Source organism: Companilactobacillus bobalius, from assembly GCF_009764355.1.
Genome location: NZ_LNUA01000011.1, coordinates 24871 through 43802, shown reverse-complemented (window position 1 = coordinate 43802; position 18932 = coordinate 24871). Strand labels below are relative to the sequence as shown.

Annotated in this window: 21 protein-coding genes; 8 read left to right on the top strand and 13 right to left on the bottom strand. The window is 35.4% G+C overall.

Annotated elements, in window-relative coordinates:
• Positions 1-18: 18 nt before the first annotated feature.
• Complete coding sequence (locus tag ATN92_RS02045; protein ID WP_056953458.1) at positions 19-843, bottom strand: alpha/beta hydrolase; 825 nt, start codon at positions 841-843, stop codon at positions 19-21.
• Positions 844-867: 24 nt separating this feature from the next.
• On the bottom strand, positions 868-2835 hold the full coding sequence (locus ATN92_RS02040; protein ID WP_056953456.1) for a PTS sugar transporter subunit IIABC: 1968 nt from the start codon (positions 2833-2835) through the stop codon (positions 868-870).
• Between the two features lie 418 nt (positions 2836-3253).
• Here ATN92_RS02040 and ATN92_RS02035 point away from each other — a divergent pair, with 418 nt between their 5' ends.
• The 4 genes from ATN92_RS02035 to ATN92_RS02020 all read left to right on the top strand — a co-directional run bounded on the left by ATN92_RS02035 (position 3254) and on the right by ATN92_RS02020 (position 7076).
• A complete protein-coding gene (locus ATN92_RS02035; RefSeq protein WP_056953454.1) occupies positions 3254-4087 on the top strand; it encodes an EAL domain-containing protein in 834 nt (277 codons plus the stop codon).
• A complete protein-coding gene (locus tag ATN92_RS02030) occupies positions 4065-4571 on the top strand; it encodes a hypothetical protein (RefSeq protein ID WP_056953451.1) in 507 nt (168 codons plus the stop codon). The genes ATN92_RS02035 and ATN92_RS02030 overlap by 23 nt, the downstream gene beginning before the upstream one ends.
• 9 nt (positions 4572-4580) lie before the next feature.
• Complete coding sequence (locus ATN92_RS02025; protein WP_056953450.1) at positions 4581-5906, top strand: glycosyltransferase family 2 protein; 1326 nt, start codon at positions 4581-4583, stop codon at positions 5904-5906.
• Between the two features lie 480 nt (positions 5907-6386).
• Positions 6387-7076: a M57 family metalloprotease gene (locus ATN92_RS02020; protein WP_056953448.1), complete on the top strand. Its 690-nt coding sequence runs from the start codon at positions 6387-6389 to the stop codon at positions 7074-7076.
• Between the two features lie 38 nt (positions 7077-7114).
• Here the strand turns inward: ATN92_RS02020 and ATN92_RS02015 are convergent, their stop codons facing one another.
• From ATN92_RS02015 to ATN92_RS02000, 4 genes are all read right to left on the bottom strand, one after another.
• Positions 7115-7375, bottom strand: coding sequence for a hypothetical protein (locus ATN92_RS02015; protein WP_056953446.1), 261 nt, complete (start codon positions 7373-7375; stop codon positions 7115-7117).
• A 112-nt stretch (positions 7376-7487) separates the two neighbouring features.
• Positions 7488-8042 carry a TetR/AcrR family transcriptional regulator gene (locus tag ATN92_RS02010; RefSeq protein ID WP_056953444.1) on the bottom strand — a complete coding sequence of 185 codons (555 nt, stop codon included), beginning with the start codon at positions 8040-8042 and terminating at the stop codon, positions 7488-7490.
• A gap of 129 nt (positions 8043-8171) precedes the next feature.
• Positions 8172-8783 carry a sugar O-acetyltransferase gene (locus ATN92_RS02005; protein WP_056953442.1) on the bottom strand — a complete coding sequence of 204 codons (612 nt, stop codon included), beginning with the start codon at positions 8781-8783 and terminating at the stop codon, positions 8172-8174.
• A gap of 59 nt (positions 8784-8842) precedes the next feature.
• Positions 8843-10315, bottom strand: coding sequence for an MFS transporter (locus ATN92_RS02000; RefSeq protein ID WP_056953439.1), 1473 nt, complete (start codon positions 10313-10315; stop codon positions 8843-8845).
• Between the two features lie 207 nt (positions 10316-10522).
• Here ATN92_RS02000 and ATN92_RS01995 point away from each other — a divergent pair, with 207 nt between their 5' ends.
• Together ATN92_RS01995 and ATN92_RS01990 are read left to right on the top strand one after the other, a co-directional pair.
• Entirely contained in the window at positions 10523-12046 is a 1524-nt protein-coding gene (locus tag ATN92_RS01995; protein WP_056953437.1) for a Y-family DNA polymerase, read from the top strand.
• Positions 12046-12465 (top strand): hypothetical protein, encoded by a 420-nt coding sequence (locus ATN92_RS01990; RefSeq protein WP_056953435.1) that lies wholly within the window; start codon positions 12046-12048, stop codon positions 12463-12465. The genes ATN92_RS01995 and ATN92_RS01990 overlap by 1 nt, the downstream gene beginning before the upstream one ends.
• Before the next feature lie 39 nt (positions 12466-12504).
• On the opposite strand, the gene ATN92_RS01985 is transcribed toward ATN92_RS01990, so the two are convergent.
• Positions 12505-13233, bottom strand: a complete 729-nt coding sequence (locus tag ATN92_RS01985) for an SDR family oxidoreductase (protein ID WP_056953433.1) — start codon at positions 13231-13233, stop codon at positions 12505-12507.
• Positions 13234-13352: 119 nt separating this feature from the next.
• Here ATN92_RS01985 and ATN92_RS01980 point away from each other — a divergent pair, with 119 nt between their 5' ends.
• Complete coding sequence (locus tag ATN92_RS01980; protein WP_056953432.1) at positions 13353-13694, top strand: winged helix-turn-helix transcriptional regulator; 342 nt, start codon at positions 13353-13355, stop codon at positions 13692-13694.
• Positions 13695-13726: 32 nt separating this feature from the next.
• On the opposite strand, the gene ATN92_RS01975 is transcribed toward ATN92_RS01980, so the two are convergent.
• Both ATN92_RS01975 and ATN92_RS01970 read right to left on the bottom strand, forming a co-directional pair.
• Positions 13727-14404, bottom strand: a complete 678-nt coding sequence (locus ATN92_RS01975) for an ABC transporter ATP-binding protein (RefSeq protein ID WP_056953430.1) — start codon at positions 14402-14404, stop codon at positions 13727-13729.
• A gap of 4 nt (positions 14405-14408) precedes the next feature.
• Positions 14409-15467: an FtsX-like permease family protein gene (locus tag ATN92_RS01970; protein WP_056953428.1), complete on the bottom strand. Its 1059-nt coding sequence runs from the start codon at positions 15465-15467 to the stop codon at positions 14409-14411.
• Between the two features lie 218 nt (positions 15468-15685).
• On the opposite strand from ATN92_RS01970, the gene ATN92_RS01965 reads away from it, so the two are divergent.
• Positions 15686-15832: a hypothetical protein gene (locus ATN92_RS01965; RefSeq protein ID WP_156638764.1), complete on the top strand. Its 147-nt coding sequence runs from the start codon at positions 15686-15688 to the stop codon at positions 15830-15832.
• 18 nt (positions 15833-15850) lie between these two features.
• Here ATN92_RS01965 and ATN92_RS01960 read toward each other — a convergent pair whose 3' ends face one another.
• From ATN92_RS01960 to ATN92_RS01945, 4 genes are all read right to left on the bottom strand, one after another.
• Positions 15851-16321 carry a glutathione peroxidase gene (locus ATN92_RS01960; RefSeq protein WP_056953426.1) on the bottom strand — a complete coding sequence of 157 codons (471 nt, stop codon included), beginning with the start codon at positions 16319-16321 and terminating at the stop codon, positions 15851-15853.
• Between the two features lie 133 nt (positions 16322-16454).
• Positions 16455-17876: an MFS transporter gene (locus ATN92_RS01955; protein WP_056953424.1), complete on the bottom strand. Its 1422-nt coding sequence runs from the start codon at positions 17874-17876 to the stop codon at positions 16455-16457.
• A gap of 71 nt (positions 17877-17947) precedes the next feature.
• Positions 17948-18355 carry a hypothetical protein gene (locus ATN92_RS01950; protein ID WP_056953422.1) on the bottom strand — a complete coding sequence of 136 codons (408 nt, stop codon included), beginning with the start codon at positions 18353-18355 and terminating at the stop codon, positions 17948-17950.
• Complete coding sequence (locus ATN92_RS01945; RefSeq protein WP_056953420.1) at positions 18352-18789, bottom strand: LytTR family DNA-binding domain-containing protein; 438 nt, start codon at positions 18787-18789, stop codon at positions 18352-18354. Before ATN92_RS01945 ends, ATN92_RS01950 begins: the two co-directional genes overlap by 4 nt.
• Between the last annotated feature and the right edge of the window lie 143 nt (positions 18790-18932).

The following is an 18932-nucleotide window of genomic DNA, read 5'->3' as shown; positions in this document are numbered from 1 at the left end:
TTGAAGTGATCTTTTTTATTATCCAAGAAATTTCATCATCTGAAGCCAGTTAAAGGCTAATTCAATCCATTTAGCTGTCCAAGAATTTAAATACTTCTTTTTGCCTGGTTTCTGAGTTACATAGGTTCCAAACGCCAATCCATGAATTCCTGAACCAAAAAGATGATACTCGACTGGAACGTTCAAATCATTCAATCGATCGACATACTTAATTGTATTGACAACTTTTACTAATTCATCAGTCTGCGTCTGCCAAACAAACGCCGGCTTCGATTGTGAACTCACCAGTTCTTGAGCTTTCCACAGATTCTTATCTGCTGTAATTTGATTAAGTACTTTATCATCATCTGGAAAGCTTCCCTTGACGGTCATATCGATGACTGGATAGCCTAAAATAATGGCCGCATGCTGCCCTTGATACTGATCCAAATGATACTTTTGACGCAATTTAGGATTTGTTGCAACGCCGTTATAAGTTGCTACAATGTTCCCTCCTGCTGAAAATCCAGCTAAAATTATTTTGTCTTTATCAATGTGACGTGCTTCCGCCTGCTCAGTAATCCATTCAATAGTCTTAGACATTTCTTCTAAGGCCATTGGATAAACTGGTTCATTACCAATTAATTGATATTCCAAAACTACCGCATGCATACCATACGAATTAAATCTTAGAGCTATTGGTTCTTCCTCTCTTTGAGAATGAAAGGTAAAACCACCACCTGGGCAAATAATCACTATCGGATAATCAACGTCTTGTCCAAAGTCATCAACTTGATCAAGCCAATATCCTTTAACCTTAAAATCGTGATCAGAGATAGTGAGATTGTATTGTTTCGTCTCCATATCTTCACGTTCTTCCTTAACTTATTAAGCCATTTTTACATTCAAATTCATCGGATCGGCTTTCTTTGCCAACATTTTGTCGGTAAAACCAAATAGATAAACTAATACGACTGAGATTACAAGCGTACCATAATGCGAAATCAAATATCCATAAAAATTACTACCGATACCAACACCTGGTGTGATAAAGGCCGGGAATCCGATTAAGGAGCCCGATAAGGCATAGTTATTAACTTTCAAGAATCCAGTCAAAGCGCCACCTAAGGCACTGGCGATACTTGCAACTACAAAGATTCGTTTATATTTCAAATTGACACCATATAGAGCCGGTTCAGTTACACCACAAAATGCTGATATCGCAGCAGCCAAGGAAACTTCCTTGAGTTTCTTATCCTTAGTCTTCAAGAAGACAGCTAGAACAGCTCCCCCTTGAGCAACCATTGTAATTGAAACGATGGCATTGATGTAACTGTGACCATTTGTAGCAATATCGTTGATGATAATAGGAATAAGCCCCCAATGAAGTCCAAAGATAACCATTGTTTGATAGACACCACCCAAAACCAATCCTGAAAGTGTAGGACTGAAACTGTAAATAGCCACTAGTCCATTTGAGAGACCTTTGCTCAAAACAGTGATAATTGGTCCGACACCAATGATAATTACTAAACTTAAAATTAAAGCTTCAATGATTGGAACAAAGACACTTCTAAGATAAAGTGGAATGATTTTCTTCAAAAATTTTTCTACATACTTACCTAACCAAGCAGCCACGATAATTGGGAAAACCGATGAAGTGTAAGAAACTAAGGTTGTTGGAATTCCTAAGAATGTTGTGCTGGCTGTACTGGCCTTTCCCGCCATAGTGACAAGACTAGGATAAATTATAATTCCACCGACAATGGCTAGGACAATTGGATCTGAACCTAACTTTTTAGCTGCTGTAAATCCTAAAACAACTGGCAAAAAATAAAAAGTTGCATCGCCAACTGCATTCAAAATAACATAAGTACCACTAGTCGTAGATAGCACTTTGAATCCTGTTAATGCTGCCAGAATTCCTTTTAGAATACCAGAACCTGCTAGGATTCCAATAATGGGAATCATTGATGCTGTTAAGACGCCAATGAAATTACTGATCCCACTTTTAACATTTGACCACAAATCTTTAGGCTGGTTGGCTTCTTTAGTCGTTTGGGCTACAGCTTCCGCAGTTGCTGAATTATTAGCATATTCTGATCCAATCTGTGCTATAACGGCGTCATAGACATCTGTAACGGCTTGTCCGATAACAACCTGATATTGACCACCAGCCTTAGCTACACTGATGACACCATCCATATTCTCAATCTTTTGATCATTTGCTTTAGTATCATCCTTCAAATAAAAACGTAGTCTAGTTATACAGTGGATTAAACTATTAATATTTTCCGTTCCACCAACATTTTCCACAATATCAGCTGCAAGTTGATCATATTTACCATTACCAATTTTAATTTTTTTCTTTGTAGCAACTGCCTCAATAGAAGCAACAGCTACTGTTGTACCAGATTTGACATCTTGATCGAATTTGCTGGTCATCAATTGCTTTAAAATATCATTACTATTAGTGATTGCTAAAATAACTGTTTTTTGTTTACCAGCATCTTCAATCATCTTCAAATCCATTTTAACAACAGCTTGCCCAGCCTCGATCTGGTCGCCCTGACTAATTAAAACAGAGAATGGTTCACCCTTTAGCTCTACAGTATCAATTCCCAAATGAATTAAAACGTCTACACCATCTTGGGTCTTAATACCGAAAGCATGTTTAGTTTCAGAAACAAGCGTAACTGTTCCAGTAACTGGCGAAACAATATTACCATTTACCGGTTCAATAGCGAATCCCTGTCCCATCAATCCTTGAGAAAAGACAGGATCCTTTACTTGAGAGAGCTTTATCAATCTTCCGTCAACAGGAGCTGCTAATGAAACTAATGTTTGATTATTCATAACATTCAGTCCTTCTGAAAAATAATTCCATTATTTGAGTACGCTTACATTATATAAAGCGATAATTCAATAGTCAATATTTATGCGAATAAATTTCAAAGTTAATATCGAATATATATTTAAGATTCTAATTCTATATTCCATTGGTCAATTTACATCTTTACTTGTCAGATTGAATCATATCGACATTTATTTCTTATTGGTACATCCAGCAGATAAAAAACAATAATATTATCCATGTCACACTGTATATCATAATTTCGATTTAATAATCGTAAATATTAAATCCACACGTCCCTTGGGTTTCACTACGCATGATTAGAGTAATTTATGTATGTCATTTTACATATAAAAGGCCTATTCCACGAGGTATAATTGCATAGTTTATGTCCTAAATACAGGAATAAGGAGCACTAGAATGGATTTAGCCTTTTTAGAAATGATTCTATTACGTTTTACGTTAATAACCCTAATCATTTTTATTATCATAATTGTCATTTACTATTGGAGATCTAGAAAGACGAACAACAATTATTTAGAAAATAAGGACTTCAATTTAAGATATTTTATTCAAAAACAAGTCGATCATAATGAAAGGACCATCGGTTATGAGTGTCTTTTACGTCAACAAAATTCTGACGGATCATGGACTCTTCCTAAACAATTAGATTCCTTACCTTTACAACGAATCGTTTTTCTTTTAGAGGACACTTTTAAATCTTTACCAACTGAAAAAATTCGGCTTTCAATCAATCTTGAATACAATCAGATTATTAGTTCAGATTTTCAATACTTTGTTCGTTGGGCCATTTCTAAAATTGATCCCATGCAACTTTCTATTGAATATACTTCTGCGTATGGTCCTAAATATATCAATCGTTACTTATTTGAGAGTCGTATTAAAGATGCAAAAAAATACGGTATGGAATTTAGTATCGATAATGTGGGTTCTGAAATGAAAAGCCTTCGTCAAATTGAATGGATGTTGCCTTTCGTTGATACTATAAAATGTTCCATGCGTAACTTTCGAAAAGAAGATCCTAATACTTGGTTAGATTTGAATTTACAATCATGGAATAAGATTTCTAAAGAAAATAATATTGAACTAATTTTAATGGGAATTGAAAATCAAGCTGATGAGGATCTGGCTAAATTTTTAAAAATTAAAACTCGACAAGGATACCTCTTTGGTCATCCTGAAAATCCTAAGAAATTGCGAGTAAAGACTGATGTCGAAAAAACAAGAAAATAAACAACAATTATATACTGATGAATACTTTGAAAAGGGTCATTGGTTATTAAAAATCCGTCAAACTCTAATGAGCTTAATCGGCTGGTTAGCGGTTATTATCCCAATCGTTATAACGATAACCTCCTTTTGGGCCAGTTTTAATCCCAGAGTCCCCCATATTTGGTCATATCATGAAGGTATCTTAGAGATTAAATTCATTGGCATCATTCTCCTTTTTGCTTTCGTTATGTCAGGTATCTTTTCCATCAGTATGACTATTATCCAAAATCGGAAACGTCAACGTCTTGTTCAACAATGGCCCACTTTCAATCCTATCAATCAAAAAAAGCGTGAAAACACGATTGACACTTTCATCGATAAACGTTTTGGCAATAAAGAATTTCGAGAAAATGTCCGAACATACAACGTCCAACCTGAACAGAACCTTGATACTGATGAAATACACAAATTATATGATGAATATCATATCAATGACTTAGACTAGGAGAACAGCATGCATAACATATTCATCGATCATTTATTTGAATCAACCACTTTAGGTACGATTCTCAATATTTGTCTTTTAATCCTTTGCCTCTATCCTATTACTGGTTCGTTTTTATGGTTCTTTGGAGCGATGTCCTATCGTTTTATCAAAACAGATAAGGAAGACAACACTTGGAAAGCTATTCCACCTAATAAGCAACCAATGATAACTATCATGATTCCAGCTCACAATGAAGAAGTTATGATTGAAGAGACCATTACTTACCTTTTTGAAAATTTGAATTACAGTAATTACGAAGTTTTAGTTATGAACGATGGTTCCACCGATACAACGGCAGAGATCATTCAACGTCTTCAGGAAAAGTATCCTCGTTTACGTACAATCAATATCATCAAAAACAAAGGTAAAGCGCACGCCTTCAATATCGGCATGCACTTTGCTAAGGGTGAATATATTTTAAGTAACGACGCTGACACCATTCCTGAACCAGATGCATTGATGAAATATATGAATTTTTTCATTCATGCACAAGATATGAACACCTCTGCAGTTACTGCCAATATGGACGTTCAAAATCGGTCATCTCTTTTGGGAAAATCACAGACAGTTGAATTTTCCAGTATTGTCGGCGTCATCAAAAGAAGTCAAAGTTCGATCAATGATTCCATGTACGCCTACAGTGGCGCCAATACTCTATATAAGAAGGACTTTCTAATCGATGTCGGTGGCTTCCGTCAAAATCGTGCTACTGAAGATATCAGTATTGCTTGGGATCATCAAACTATTGGTGCCGTTCCAAGATTTGCCCCTAATATTGTCTTCCATATGAACGTTCCAGAAACAATCCGTGATCTCTACAAACAACGCAAACGTTGGGCTCAAGGCGGCACAGAAGTTTGGTTAACTAATTTGAAAAAATTTATTTTCCATCCTATTAAGAGACGTTATCAAATGTCGATGTTTTTAGATTCAACCTTGTCGATTATTTGGTCATTCTTCTTCGTTATAACCTCCTTTGCGTTTATCTTCTTAATGATTTGGTTTGCCATCCACGGAAACTATGAACGAATTTTCCATGCCTTTGCAATTTCTTTCATTTTTGTCAGTTTCGAAATATTAGCTGGTCTATTACAACTCATTACTGCACTGTTACTCGACCACCATGCAGCAAAAATGAAATACGTTCTGTTTGCACCACTATATATTCTTTTCTATTGGATGGTTAATCCCATTACCGTCGTTATGACCTTCATTCCAGCTATGAAAACTATTCTAGGTTTCGGATCTGGAACCTGGGTCAGCCCTAAACGGAAAAGTTTACAAAATAAGTAACTCTTTAATACTAGAAAGGATTACTATTTAAATTAGATTTGTATATCAACGAAATAGTTATATATCTTGCCTTGTCAGGCTAGACTATTTCACCAGATTATCACTAAAAGAGGTGTTCATACTAATCGTCAAAATCCGGCTGATATGAACACCTCTTTAATTTAAAAACAGAATATTATCAAATTACTTATTTCGGATAAAATAGTCGAAACGCTATTTAGTCTGGAGTAAAAGTTGAAAATGCGGTCAGCTGTGAGATCATTGTTAGCGGCTTTGCCGGTTACAATGAGGCCGGACTTGAAGATCCATTATTTTGCACGGAGTGTGAAATAATTAGCTTCAAGCCGTGCCCACAGCGTTCCACCAGCATTTTCAACTTTTACGGAAGACGGGTTAGAAGAGCCAATATTGGACTTTTAGTCATGAAACATTTATCATAATTGAGATATTTCAATGATTCTAAAGGAGTACTTACTCAATATGAAAAGAAAATCATGGATATGGCTATTGATCTTAGCCTCAGTCGTATTAGTAATTACTAAGAATCCTAAACTGATGACACAAGTTAAAGAACAAGTACGTGAAACTAACATTAAGCTTCAACCCTACCTATATTCATTACAAGCATCTGTCAACCGCAAATTAAGCGGAAAAACTAAAACTACTGATAATAAACAAGTTGGTAAAACCACTACTCCTATGGAAAGTCCTTTAAAAAATGTGACAACTTCTGATACATATTACTTTCATTTCAAGAAGAACGTTCCTCAATCAGTCCGTGATGTCTTCACTACCGCCGTCAACGCATATAACGACACCGGTATTGTTCAACTAATTCCAGGAAGTGCTGAAACTAACAAAAACAGTATTACCTTTTTTGTTTACCATAAGAAAATAGAAAATATTGCTTCTAATACTGTTGAATTAGGAAATGGTGGTCCATCAGCATTAGTAATCAATCACTATGCAATTAATACTGGTCAAGCCGGTTTAAATCTAGATTACCCCAATCTATCTATTAAAGAGTCAGTCGCTCTGCATGAACTAGGACATGCTCTAGGTTTAGCCCACAGTTCAGATACTAATTCAGTCATGTACCCTATTGATCAAGGTGTCACAACCTTATCCAAAGGAGACATCGAAGGATTAGAAAATATTTATAATCAATAAAAAATTCCACTAATTTATTTTGAATTAGTGGAATTTTTTTATGCTCTTTTTTCTCTAATACCTTTGATCCAACGTGGTGAATAACCGAATTCTAAAGATATTTCTTGGTTCGTCATATCATCTAACTTACCTGTACGAATGGCTTCTTTTAAAGCGACCCGATCGTACATTTTCATAGGCAATTGTAACTGCGTCCCCCTAAATAGCTCATATATCTTCAATAAGTTATCTTCTCCAACTATGTCGTATAAAGCTTTATACGTTGGATGTAACATATCATAATTTAATTTGCTGCGCATTTGCACTCCCTCCACAACGATATTTTTTTCTAACATAATTAAAATATCAAAAAATGCACAGCACTAAAAATACATTGTATATGTAAGACTACATGCATAATTTACTGTGCTTTTAAAGTGAAAGTAACGTTATGTTCAACATTTTATCAAAGCTATCACGCGCCGCTACAAGCTTATCATTAAATCGATCATTTCCTATGTGAATAATTTCTCCAATAATTAAATTACGTAACATTCTAGAAATTATTAGTTGTAATTTTTGGTCCTCAATGAGAGAATCCAATAATTTATTTAATATTTTAAGAACTGCAGGTAGACCATTATTTGAAGTTTTATCATAATCCTCATTTGCAGGAATACTTAAAACTTTTTGAACTACTAAAAAATGACTCAAAGAAAATTGAACACTGACATTTGCAAAGGTCTTTATTGCTTGTTTGCCAGACAATCCTAAAAGATCTACTTCTAATCTTTGTGACAATTGATTATAAAAATCAATCGCTACAGCGGTCTTAATCGCCATTACATCGGGAAAATAATTATAGATAGCCTGCGAACGTGTTCCCAACAGCTTACTTAACCTAGTAAAAGTTAAGGATTCTTGATTATTTATAATTTGAACCGCCGCTGCAACAATCTTTTCTTTTGACAAAGTATGTACGGTCAAAATTTGCCTCCTGCTTATAATTACAATATATCTAATAATCAAATTTAATTCTAGTTAGCTTTAATAAATTCTACAATTAATAACCACTATCTTTTCAATGACAAAATTATAAAGATTACAAAAATATCTTTAACTCCAGATATCGAGTTTTTCATTCTTATAAAAATAATCGTGATCATGCTGCCCAATCGGCCTCAATACTTTGCATGGTGTCCCCACTGCTACAACATTGGCCGGCAAATCTTTCGTGACCACACTACCTGCACCAACTACGGTATTATCACCAATCGTCACACCAGGTAGGACCGTCACATTTGCACCTAACCAAGCATTCTTACCAATATAGACAGATTTATTAAATTGATAATGCTTCTCTGATCGTAAAGGTGGATAAACTGGATGCCCTGCCGTTGCAATTGTCGCATTAGGACCAAACATTGTATTATCTCCCACAAAAATATCCCCATCATCAACTAACGTCAAATTGAAATTAGCATAAACGCCATTGCCAAAGTGAACATGTTGCCCACCCCAATTAGCGTAAAATGGAATTTCAATCATACAATCTGTCCCCATTTCCGCAAACATCTCTTTTAACAACTGCGTACGACCTTTGAAATCACTTCTCTTTAAAGCATTGTAAGCATCATTTTTTTCTTGAGCAATAATTTGTTGCTGCATTAACTCTGGTTCATCTGGATTATAAACTTTCCCTCGTTGCATACGTTCTATATTTGTCATTTTATCTCCTCTTATTTGTAAGCGATTACTGTGATTATAACAAAAAAAGACTTCATATTTTATGAAGCCTTGCGATTCAAATGTTCACGTCTGAAGAGATACAACAGAATAATGATAACTAAGATAATCAAAATGAGTGCTGTTAGCATAATACTGTGAATTCCTTGAAAAAAGATTTGTCTCATTTCAGGAATCAAATGTTGTGGTAAGTATTTGGCATCAGCAGCATTACTCAACTTGTTCATCATTGCCATTGTAATACTACCGTGACTTTCTCTAACTCCACGCATCAAAGCAATATTCAAAATAACTCCATAGATTGAAGACATGAAAGTTTGGCTCAAGATTCTAACTAAATAGGCAAATGACGTTGAGATTGGTACATCTCGTGGTTCAACATCAAATTGAACAGCAATCAATAAAGCATTGAAACAAATACCTACACCAAATCCTTCAAAAACGCCCATGATCAATAGAAAAGTATAACTGGCAGTTTGTTTTGCAAAATACAATCCAGCAAACGAGATCAAGAAAGCAATTGCCCCGATACCTATGATCGAATAACGACTAATTTTTCGCTGAATCAGAGGTTCTAACTCGGAACCAATGAAGTTAGCGATTGCTCCGGGAATCTGCGTCATACCACCTATTAGAGCGCTCAAGCCCATAATTCCTTGTGCCCACATTGGAATATAGATATTGAAGGCTACGAACGATCCCCACAATAAAGCAAACAAAATCAAATCGATTACTAGTTTCTCATTTTTAAACAAGCGATTAGGTACGATAGGATCGTCAACCCGATTCTCAACTCGTGACATCCACAATATCAATAGTAGTCCCACGATGATAAACCCTAGTGTGACAAAGATTGAGGAAACACCTAACAATTGAATACCTACTAAGATTGAAGATAATCCTAAAACCATCAAGATGGCCCCATGATAATCAACTTTAGCATGATTGAGCTTCTCTTTGATTTTAAAGAAGAAAGCGATAATGATGATAGAAAGCAATGCCAAAGGTAAGTTAATATAGAACACCCAATGCCAGCTGAAGGTATCAACGATCCAACCACCAATTAAAGGACCAATAATTGATGTTCCACTGAAACCAGCCGAGGCAATTCCGATAACTTGCGAACGACGTTTAATATTCTTAAAAATTTGTGAATAGATAATGAAAGGAATCGTGTTCATCCCTCCGGCACCAATTCCCATAATACTTCTAGCGGTAATGAACCAAATAATATTAGGAGCTAATCCTTGGAATAGCGCTCCGATCATGAAGACAATCGTTGCTGTGATGTAAGCAACTTTGTTTCCACGTTTCTCACCAAATTTACTCCATAACGGTGTCGAAACGGCCATCCCCAAAAGGAAAATAGCAACGATCCAGCCCATATATTGAATACCATGCAAATCACTAATAATTGCTGGCAAGGCGGTATTAATAATAGTTGCGTCGAGTCCAGCCATCATGTTCGACAAAACTAATGCGAACGTAACCAGAATTTTTCTATTCCTACTCATATCCTTACTTCTTTCCCCTACAAATTCCATAAAAAATAAGACCCACACAGAGTGCAATGTCTTATTTCTACAGCGTATAAATATGATATTTACTGAAAATAATTATCTATCTTTCAATTATAGACTTAATCATTTAAACGTACAAATTGTAATGGTATAATTTTAAAAAGAACGTATGTTTGTACATTTTTAAAAAGGAGTTTAGCAATGACTAAAGAAAGAACTTATATGGCAATCGATTTGAAATCTTTCTATGCTTCGGTCGAATGCATCGCACATGATTTAAATCCTTTAAATGATAATCTAGTCGTTGCTGACAACTCACGAACTGACAAAACTATCTGCTTAGCAGTCTCTCCAGCACTCAAGAAGTTTGGTGTACCAGGACGTCCTAGACTATTTCAAGTTGAAAGAATCGTCTACAAGCTAAACCGGGAAAAGATGAATAGTGCTCCCCATCACCGTTTAACCAGATATTCTTCCATCGACCGCCAACACTTATTGAAATCACCAACCCTCAAAATTGGCTATAAAGTAGTTAAACCGAGAATGAACTTTTACATGTATAAAAGTGCTGAAATTTACGGTATTTATTTACGTTTTATCGAGGCCAAAAATATTCACGTCTACTCAATCGATGAAGTTCTAATGGACGTTACTGATTATTTAGAAAAACATAATATTACCGCTCACACTTTAGCCAAAACTATTATCCAGCAGATTCAAGCTGAAACTGGTATCACGGCTACAGCCGGCATCGGAACTAATCTCTATTTAGCTAAAGTAGCGATGGATATCGTTGCTAAACACATCCCTGCTGATCAAGATGGCGTCCGGATTGCACAAATGAATGAACATCAATATCGTCAATTACTTTGGGCTCATCAACCTCTAACTGATTTTTGGCGTATTGGTCGTGGCTACTCTAAGCGTCTAGAGAAACTAGGCTTGAACACAATGGGAGATATTGCCTGCTGCTCTTTAGGAAGCTTGTCCGACGATATGAATGAAGAAATTCTCTATCATGAATTTGGAAAGAACGCTGAACTATTGATTGATCATGCTTGGGGGCATGAAACGGCTACACTTGCCGATATTAAAAACTATCGGTCTGACAATCACGGACTCTATTCCAGTCAAGTTCTAATGAAACCAACCTCTTATGATGATGGCTTAAAAATTGTTCGTGGCATGAGCGATAATCTAGCTCTCGATTTGGTTCAAAAGAAGTTAGTAACTAATTGTATTGGTCTAATCGTTGACTACGATATTAAAAGTTTGCAGATCGACAACAGCTTTAATGGCGAATTAGTTGATGATTACTATGGTCGCAAAACTCCTAAACCGGATCACAATCACGTTAAAATGTCTGCCTTCACCTCTTCATCTAACGAGCTACGACAGACTTTCAAAAAACTTTATGAAGACAATATCAACAGTAAATTGTTAATTCGACGTGTCACCCTCACCGCCAATAATTTAACTGACGAAAAATTAGCCCAGCAACAAATAACTTTTAAACAGACTGATTTATTTTCCAATACATCACAGGAAATTATCCAGGATCAACATTCTCAAATTGAACGTAATCGTGATCGTAAAATTCAGGAAACTATTCTCGATTTACAAAGGAAATTTGGCAGTCGCAACATTGTCTTGAAAGCTTCCGATTTAGTAGAAGGTTCAACTACGATTGAAAGAAACAATCAGATTGGTGGTCATCACGCATAATGGACGAAAAGAAATTAATTGAACAACAAATATTTAATGACACCTCTGCATATCAAGACATTATGGACTTACCCTACACTTCTTCTAAACGTCATTTACCAATGGAACAAATCGATCGTGCTGCGCAATTCGCCCCTTTTGGAGCCTTAGAAGGTTTCAGTAGTCTCATTAAAGATAAAACTAAAGATTATACTCGAAAAAAGTATTCCACAGCGGCTGAGGAAAAATGCATTACACAACAATTAAACTATTTAGAAACACACCCTTTAAAAGTGGATGTGAATTACTTCAACGACAAGTCCGGTTATTACGAACATCTCAAAGGATATCTTAAAAAGATTGAACCACAAAAAGGACGAGTAACTTTCGATGAAACTTCTATTGTCATCGTCAATATTCGTGCCATTAAATTAGTGTAGTAAAAAGCCTCGACTATTACAATCGAGACTTTTTTTACTCTATGAATCTTGACGTGTGGCCGCAATATCGACTTCACGAATATTAACTTCTTGAGGCATATCATACATAAACTTGACCGTTTCAGCAACGCGCTTAGGATCAAGCACTACGCCGCCCATAGTTTCTTCCCAAGCAGCATAATCCCTCAATGCTGATTTACTTGTCACATGCGTTAACAATTCTGTTTCGGCAGCACCCGGAGCCACCATCATGATACGAACATTTTTAGCAGAATTTTCTTCACGAACAGTTTCAGACAATCCATGAACACCAAACTTAGAAGCCACATAAGCAGCATGATTAACAAATGTTTTCTTACCAGCAATTGATGACATATTTAAAATTGTCCCGTGTTCACGTTCACACATATCATTTAAAACAATTTGCGTACCGTTCAAAACACCCATAACATTGGTATCCAACATCGTTTGCCATTCTTGTGGATTTTGATTCTGAACATTTCCTAACAGCATAACACCGGCATTATTAACCAAAAGGTCAGTTTTACCATATTTAGTTTCAGCCTTGCGAATAGCCTTTTCAAATTGCTTATAATCAGTAACATCAACCGAATCAAGCATGACATTTTCCATACCTGTAGCTACCTCTTGAAGTTTTTCCATCCTACGTCCTAACAGTAGCAATGGAAATCCATCAGCATTAAAAATTTTAGCAATTTCAGCACCAAAACCTGAACTTGCACCTGTTATTACAACTAATTTTTTCATATTTATATCCTCAATACTTAAAAAGATTTTTTCAACGCTTTAAAGTATAATGGCAGGTATTATGAACAACAAGTACGCACTTTCAGGTTACTAGCTGTGGAAAACTAAGAGGAAAACTTATGGCAAAATATTTAAACGAGTTTGATGCCACCATGCAAATGATTCAAGGAAAATGGAAAATCATCATTCTCTATGAATTAGCCGAAACTGGTCAGGGTCGCTTTGGTGAATTACAACGACATATTCAAAATGTTTCACATAAAACATTGGCCAATCAACTACGTGAATTAGAAGCTGACGGGCTTATTATCAGACACGACTTTGAAACTGCTGAACCACATGTTGAATATCGACTAAGTGAAAATGGAAAATCTTTGATTCCTATCTTGGATGCCATCTGTACTTGGGGTGATACTCATGTTAATCACAATTTAATTGAACGTTCCCTGTGTGACGAGTAAAAAATCCTCAACCAAATCGGTTGAGGATTTTTTTATTCTTTTTTCTGTTCTGTTAAGGTACCGTCTCGCATAACAAATACCCGATCCGTCGGTGTTAACAAACGTGTATCATGGGTAATCATAATCACACCACGATGATATTCATGAGCAATTTTGGCTAATAAGCTTACCACTTGGTTGGCTCTTTCTGAATCCAAACTAGCTGTTGGTTCATCCGCTAAAATCACGTCAGGATTATTATATAAAGCTCTGGCAATTGCGGCACGTTGGCGTTCACCACCAGATAAGTTACTAGGATAATTGGTCGCTACATCAGTCAGGTCCAACATCTTCAATAGATCGGCTTGATTCATTTTTTCCTTATTATCCGGAGTAAACTTATCAACTAATTTGAATTGTTCTTTAACTGTCAAAAACGGAATCAAGTTGGATGCCTGTAAGATGAAGCCAAATTTATTAAACCGTAAATCTGTTTTTTTCTTGGCACTTAACTTAGTAACATCTTTTCCACCGACATAGATTTCACCAGAGGTTGGTGTTTGTAATAGTCCTAAAATGGTCAATAACGTCGTTTTACCTGAACCAGATGGTCCAATAATAGCGTTGAACTCACCTTCATCGAGGGTAAAATTAGTTTTATGTAATGCTTCGACTAAAGTTCGACCTGAACCGTATTGTTTAACTACATCTTTAACTTCAATTAAATGCATAAGTTTAACCCCCTTCGATAGCTGATAATGGATCGACTTTTAGAACTTTGCGCATTGATAAGGTTCCACCCAATAGCGCCATGATCATAATTGCCAAGGTCAATAAGCCATATGCCGGCCAATTACTGTAGAATGGTACTGTCTTCGGTAATCCCAATTGAGTTGCCGCAATTGCCACTAGAGCTAAGCCAGCCCCAAGTGCCGTTAAAATCAAAATCTGATAGAATAACGCCGCTATGATTCTGGCTGTTCTGATTCCTTGAGCTCTCATGACACCGTAAAGACTGATCTTTTGAATCGTTATGATGTACATGAAAATTCCAATGATCAAGAAAGTAATGATAATCATTGCTCCTATCATAAAGGCAAAGACCATGATTTGGGCCGTATACCCTGGAATATGATTGATCAAATCAGGAATCGTAATTTGTGACAATCCAGATTTTTTGATTTTAGTCTTATCACGGACAACCAAAGCACTGATATTCTTTGCTTGATCTGATCCATATTTCAAAGTCCTAAAGGTATTCATATTGGTAAAGATAATCGGTACTGTGAAGAAACTGTTATCCTCAGTCAACCCAACAACTTTGTAGAGATCCTTACTACCATTGATCTTTACCTCTGAATTGAGCTTAATATTGTCATTACCTAGTTTCGAATCAGCAATGACTTCTTTACCATTCTTCGGCATCCGACCAGCTATCAACTTAGGGCTAATAAAACTATTCCAGTTTACACCGAAAATATTGGTATTGATCTTTTTGTCTGAATTTTTGAGCTTTGTAACAACAGTCATCTGACCAAGTGGTACCACATCCTTACTCTCATATTCCTTATAAGATCCTTCAGGAATATTTGATACTGTCAAACTCTTATTAGAATAGCTGGAAACGACTACTGATTCAGCATTCCATTGATCTACTGCCGTTCTATTTCCCCTTGCCAAACCTACAGCTAAACTAGTTAGGAAAAAAACCATATAACTGATCAGAAAGACTGTGAAAACAACTAAGAAATATCTTGTTTTATTGTGAAGAATTTCCTTTATCGCTAAAAACATATTCTCACCACCATTTCACTTAATTAACGTTTGATAAACGAAATTGCAATATAAATATATCCCATCTATTTATAGAACTACGTTGAAGCAAGCCTACCACTACAAGTTTTTTAACACAATTTATTTAATTTGTAAATAAAACAACTTATTTGCCTTAAAACATGCCTCTATATTAGAATTATTAGTTAAAGCACTTCCATTAGAAAGGTAATTAGACAATGAGTAAACCAGAGAAGAAGCTTTCTGTTTCAAAATTAAGTGAACAATCACAAAAAAAGTTAGAAGAAATTCGTCAAAAACATCACCTAAAATCCTTAGATGAAGCAGTTGAATACATGTTGGATTTCACAAAGGAAAAGAAATAGACCTCACAGTTGTGAGATCTATTTTTTTAGAGCATCTATAATCAAGTTTTCCATTTTTTCAGGTTTTGTAATTGGTGCAAAACGTTTCAACAGGTTGCCCTCTTTATCAATCAAGAACTTAGTAAAGTTCCACTTAATTCGACCCTTCCCTGATTGATCTTTTAAATAAGTGAATAGTGGATCTTCATCCAGGCCATTCACAATTACTTTGCGAGTCATAGGGAAAGTCACTCCGTAATGCATCTGACAAAAATCGCTTGTCTCTTCATCACTATCAAGTTCTTGATGGAATTGATTAGAAGGCAGACCTAAAACTTCAAGACCTTGAGCTCGATACTTATTATAAAGTTTTTCAATGGATTCAAGTTGCGGTGCTAAGCCACATTTGCTTGCGGTATTAACGATTAACAGAACCTTACCTTGATAATCTCTGAAATTAATAATCCCACCATTCATCTCAGTTTCCTTAAAATTATAAATTGGTTCCATTGCCCTACCGCCTTTCTTACTCTCTATTTTCACTACATTATACTAGAAAGGAAGCTAGTGAGACAAAGTTAGCAATTGATTTATTCGAATTGTTACTTTCGAGATTCTTTTGTAATAATGATTTCTAACTTAGTTATCGGTATTTTCTTGTAACGGCGTTATGCTTATCAATTCGATGAATCATATAAACTAAAACAATTGCAATAATTAGCAATACTAATGCTGTTAAATAAGCAAAATGCATACCACTTAAAAACCAATTTGGATGAGCCGTTGGATAATAAGCTATCTGCTTATTAGCTTTCAAACTCATACCATAATAAAGGCTAGTCGTCGCCATACTGACGCCAATACCCATACCAAGATTTCTAAATAAGGCGGCTAAACTACCAGCAATTCCCTGATAAGCCTGAGGTGCATACCCCATAATCATTGGATTATTTTGAAACCCACCGTTACCAATTCCAAGAAATAGCAACATGAACGTAAAGACTATTAAGCTATCTGTTTTTGAAACCTGCATCAAAAATACAATAGGAATAGCATAGATAAACAAGTTAACAATCGAGACACTAGCGGCGTTATATTTGTCCGTAAAATAACCGGCAATTGGTGCAGCAATTACGTTAGCAAATGGTATTGCCATCATAATTAATCCAGTCAATGAAGTACTTAATGATCTAAAATTGGTTAAGTAAAACGGCATTATAACGTTGGCATAATACCCAATTGAAAAGACTATCAAGGCACTAACTAGGCTCAAAGTTAAACGAGATATCTTAAAAATCTTGAAATTGATCAACGGTGATTTAATATGCTTCTCAGCATAGAAGAAACCAATCCAGAATATCAAACTAACCATAAAGGTCAGTATAACGGCTCGATTGCCGAAACCAATATCCTGTCCCATAAAAATACTGACAAAGAAAGTGGCTATTGCAACGGCATAGGTTATTAGACCAATCCAATCGTAAGATACTTTTTTAACTCTACGATTCTCTCTAGGAAACATAAAACGACCATAGATATAAACAATAATTCCAATTGGAATATTGATAATGAAAATCCAGTGCCAAGATAAAACACTTAGTACTAATCCGCCTAAACCAGGTCCTGAGATATTTCCTAATTGGGCAATGATACTGTTGATACCATAGGCCCGGCCACGCTGACTCATTGGAAAAATCATTGCGATAATACCAATATTAGTTGCCATACTCATACTGGCTCCAAGTCCTTGAACAATTCGCCCAAATAACAATATGTATAACGATGGACTCATCGCACATATTAATGAACCAATCGTGAAGAAAATAGTCCCCGTTTGAAAAATTTTAATGTATCCGATTTGATCAGCCATTCTTCCCCAGAACAACAATAGCATACAAATCATAATCAGATAGACTGACACAATCCATTCGGCCCGATTCATTGGTACATGCAAATCTTTAGTTAAACTAGGTATCGCTACATTAACGATACTGGCATCAAGCAATTGCATGAACGACATAAAACTGGTCGCAAACAGTGTCAAAATATTATGTTTGCTTTTCATAATTAAGCCTCTCTCACTAAAAATACACTATTAATAGTAGACTTTTTTTAATGTCGTTGGCAACCAAAGCATTAACGTTGACGTAATTGATTCAATTCCCGTGCCATCTTTTCATTTTGATATTTTCTATAAAAATAAAAGAATATTACATGAAGAAGTATCGTTACACATAGAATTACCAACCAATATGGCAACGTTAGATGAAAAAGAATTTTTGAATAAAGATATAAAACAAAATAACCCGTCAAAAAATTTATTACCGAAGACAGAATAATACTTATTGGCGCAATCCAAGTACTGTAATTCCAAATATACGGATAAATAACACCAAATATCAAACTCAAACTAACCGAAATAAGCAAAATGTTCCAAAAAAAAGTTACCTCCATTGTTTGCCTTGTAAATCCAGTTAGAAAAACAATCCAAATAATTGTCAGTAGAGTTCCTTGAATAAAGCGATTCTTATATTGTTTAATCATCTTAAATACTCCCGAATTTTTTTACTAAAGTGTCGACTGACAACAAAACTCTCTCCATTGTCAGTGTAAACTTCTAAGCGCGCGTACTTTCCATTTTTAAAACTAACAATTTTATCTAAATTGATCATAACTGAATTGCTTATTCTCAAAATTCCATATTTTGTTAAATATTCTAAATCCTTCAATCTACCTTTCAAATAAAAAACGTCTTTGTCAGTGGTATAAAGTTTGGACAAATTATCCATGGCCTCAATGATAAGAACATCTTCAATTCTCAATTTTGACTGTCGACTATTTTGGGGATCAATTACTTCTAAATGTTTCGTCTCTAAATTCTTTTCAATAGTTGAAATCAGTTCATGATTATTAGGATGCATGCGAATCCCAATTTCATCAGTGGCATAATCATCGATTAGCTGATAATTAATTTTCATAGGCTCCTCCTCTGTTTAAAAAAATACCATCCAAATCTAGATTCGTCAGCACTTTTTTAACTTGTTACACTAATTTAAATTTCGATACAAAAATAAGGCTATGTAATGACTCTTTCCATGAAAAGTTCATTACATAACCTTAT

Excerpts from the sequence above, each read along its gene's own strand:
- ATN92_RS02035 (WP_056953454.1), top strand. The coding sequence starts at position 3,254 with ATGGATTTAGCCTTTTTAGAAATGATTCTATTACGTTTTACGTTAATA.
- ATN92_RS01990 (WP_056953435.1), top strand. The coding sequence starts at position 12,046 with ATGGACGAAAAGAAATTAATTGAACAACAAATATTTAATGACACCTCT.
- ATN92_RS01970 (WP_056953428.1), bottom strand. The coding sequence starts at position 15,467 with ATGTTTTTAGCGATAAAGGAAATTCTTCACAATAAAACAAGATATTTC.
- ATN92_RS01995 (WP_056953437.1), top strand. The coding sequence starts at position 10,523 with ATGACTAAAGAAAGAACTTATATGGCAATCGATTTGAAATCTTTCTAT.
- ATN92_RS01980 (WP_056953432.1), top strand. The coding sequence starts at position 13,353 with ATGGCAAAATATTTAAACGAGTTTGATGCCACCATGCAAATGATTCAA.
- ATN92_RS01975 (WP_056953430.1), bottom strand. The coding sequence starts at position 14,404 with ATGCATTTAATTGAAGTTAAAGATGTAGTTAAACAATACGGTTCAGGT.
- ATN92_RS01955 (WP_056953424.1), bottom strand. The coding sequence starts at position 17,876 with ATGAAAAGCAAACATAATATTTTGACACTGTTTGCGACCAGTTTTATG.
- ATN92_RS01960 (WP_056953426.1), bottom strand. The coding sequence starts at position 16,321 with ATGGAACCAATTTATAATTTTAAGGAAACTGAGATGAATGGTGGGATT.
- ATN92_RS01985 (WP_056953433.1), bottom strand. The coding sequence starts at position 13,233 with ATGAAAAAATTAGTTGTAATAACAGGTGCAAGTTCAGGTTTTGGTGCT.
- ATN92_RS02020 (WP_056953448.1), top strand. The coding sequence starts at position 6,387 with ATGAAAAGAAAATCATGGATATGGCTATTGATCTTAGCCTCAGTCGTA.
- ATN92_RS02040 (WP_056953456.1), bottom strand. The coding sequence starts at position 2,835 with ATGAATAATCAAACATTAGTTTCATTAGCAGCTCCTGTTGACGGAAGA.
- ATN92_RS02005 (WP_056953442.1), bottom strand. The coding sequence starts at position 8,783 with ATGACAAATATAGAACGTATGCAACGAGGGAAAGTTTATAATCCAGAT.
- ATN92_RS02025 (WP_056953450.1), top strand. The coding sequence starts at position 4,581 with ATGCATAACATATTCATCGATCATTTATTTGAATCAACCACTTTAGGT.
- ATN92_RS02015 (WP_056953446.1), bottom strand. The coding sequence starts at position 7,375 with ATGCGCAGCAAATTAAATTATGATATGTTACATCCAACGTATAAAGCT.
- ATN92_RS01945 (WP_056953420.1), bottom strand. The coding sequence starts at position 18,789 with ATGAAAATTAATTATCAGCTAATCGATGATTATGCCACTGATGAAATT.
- ATN92_RS02045 (WP_056953458.1), bottom strand. The coding sequence starts at position 843 with ATGGAGACGAAACAATACAATCTCACTATCTCTGATCACGATTTTAAG.
- ATN92_RS01950 (WP_056953422.1), bottom strand. The coding sequence starts at position 18,355 with ATGATTAAACAATATAAGAATCGCTTTATTCAAGGAACTCTACTGACA.
- ATN92_RS02000 (WP_056953439.1), bottom strand. The coding sequence starts at position 10,315 with ATGAGTAGGAATAGAAAAATTCTGGTTACGTTCGCATTAGTTTTGTCG.
- ATN92_RS01965 (WP_156638764.1), top strand. The coding sequence starts at position 15,686 with ATGAGTAAACCAGAGAAGAAGCTTTCTGTTTCAAAATTAAGTGAACAA.
- ATN92_RS02030 (WP_056953451.1), top strand. The coding sequence starts at position 4,065 with ATGTCGAAAAAACAAGAAAATAAACAACAATTATATACTGATGAATAC.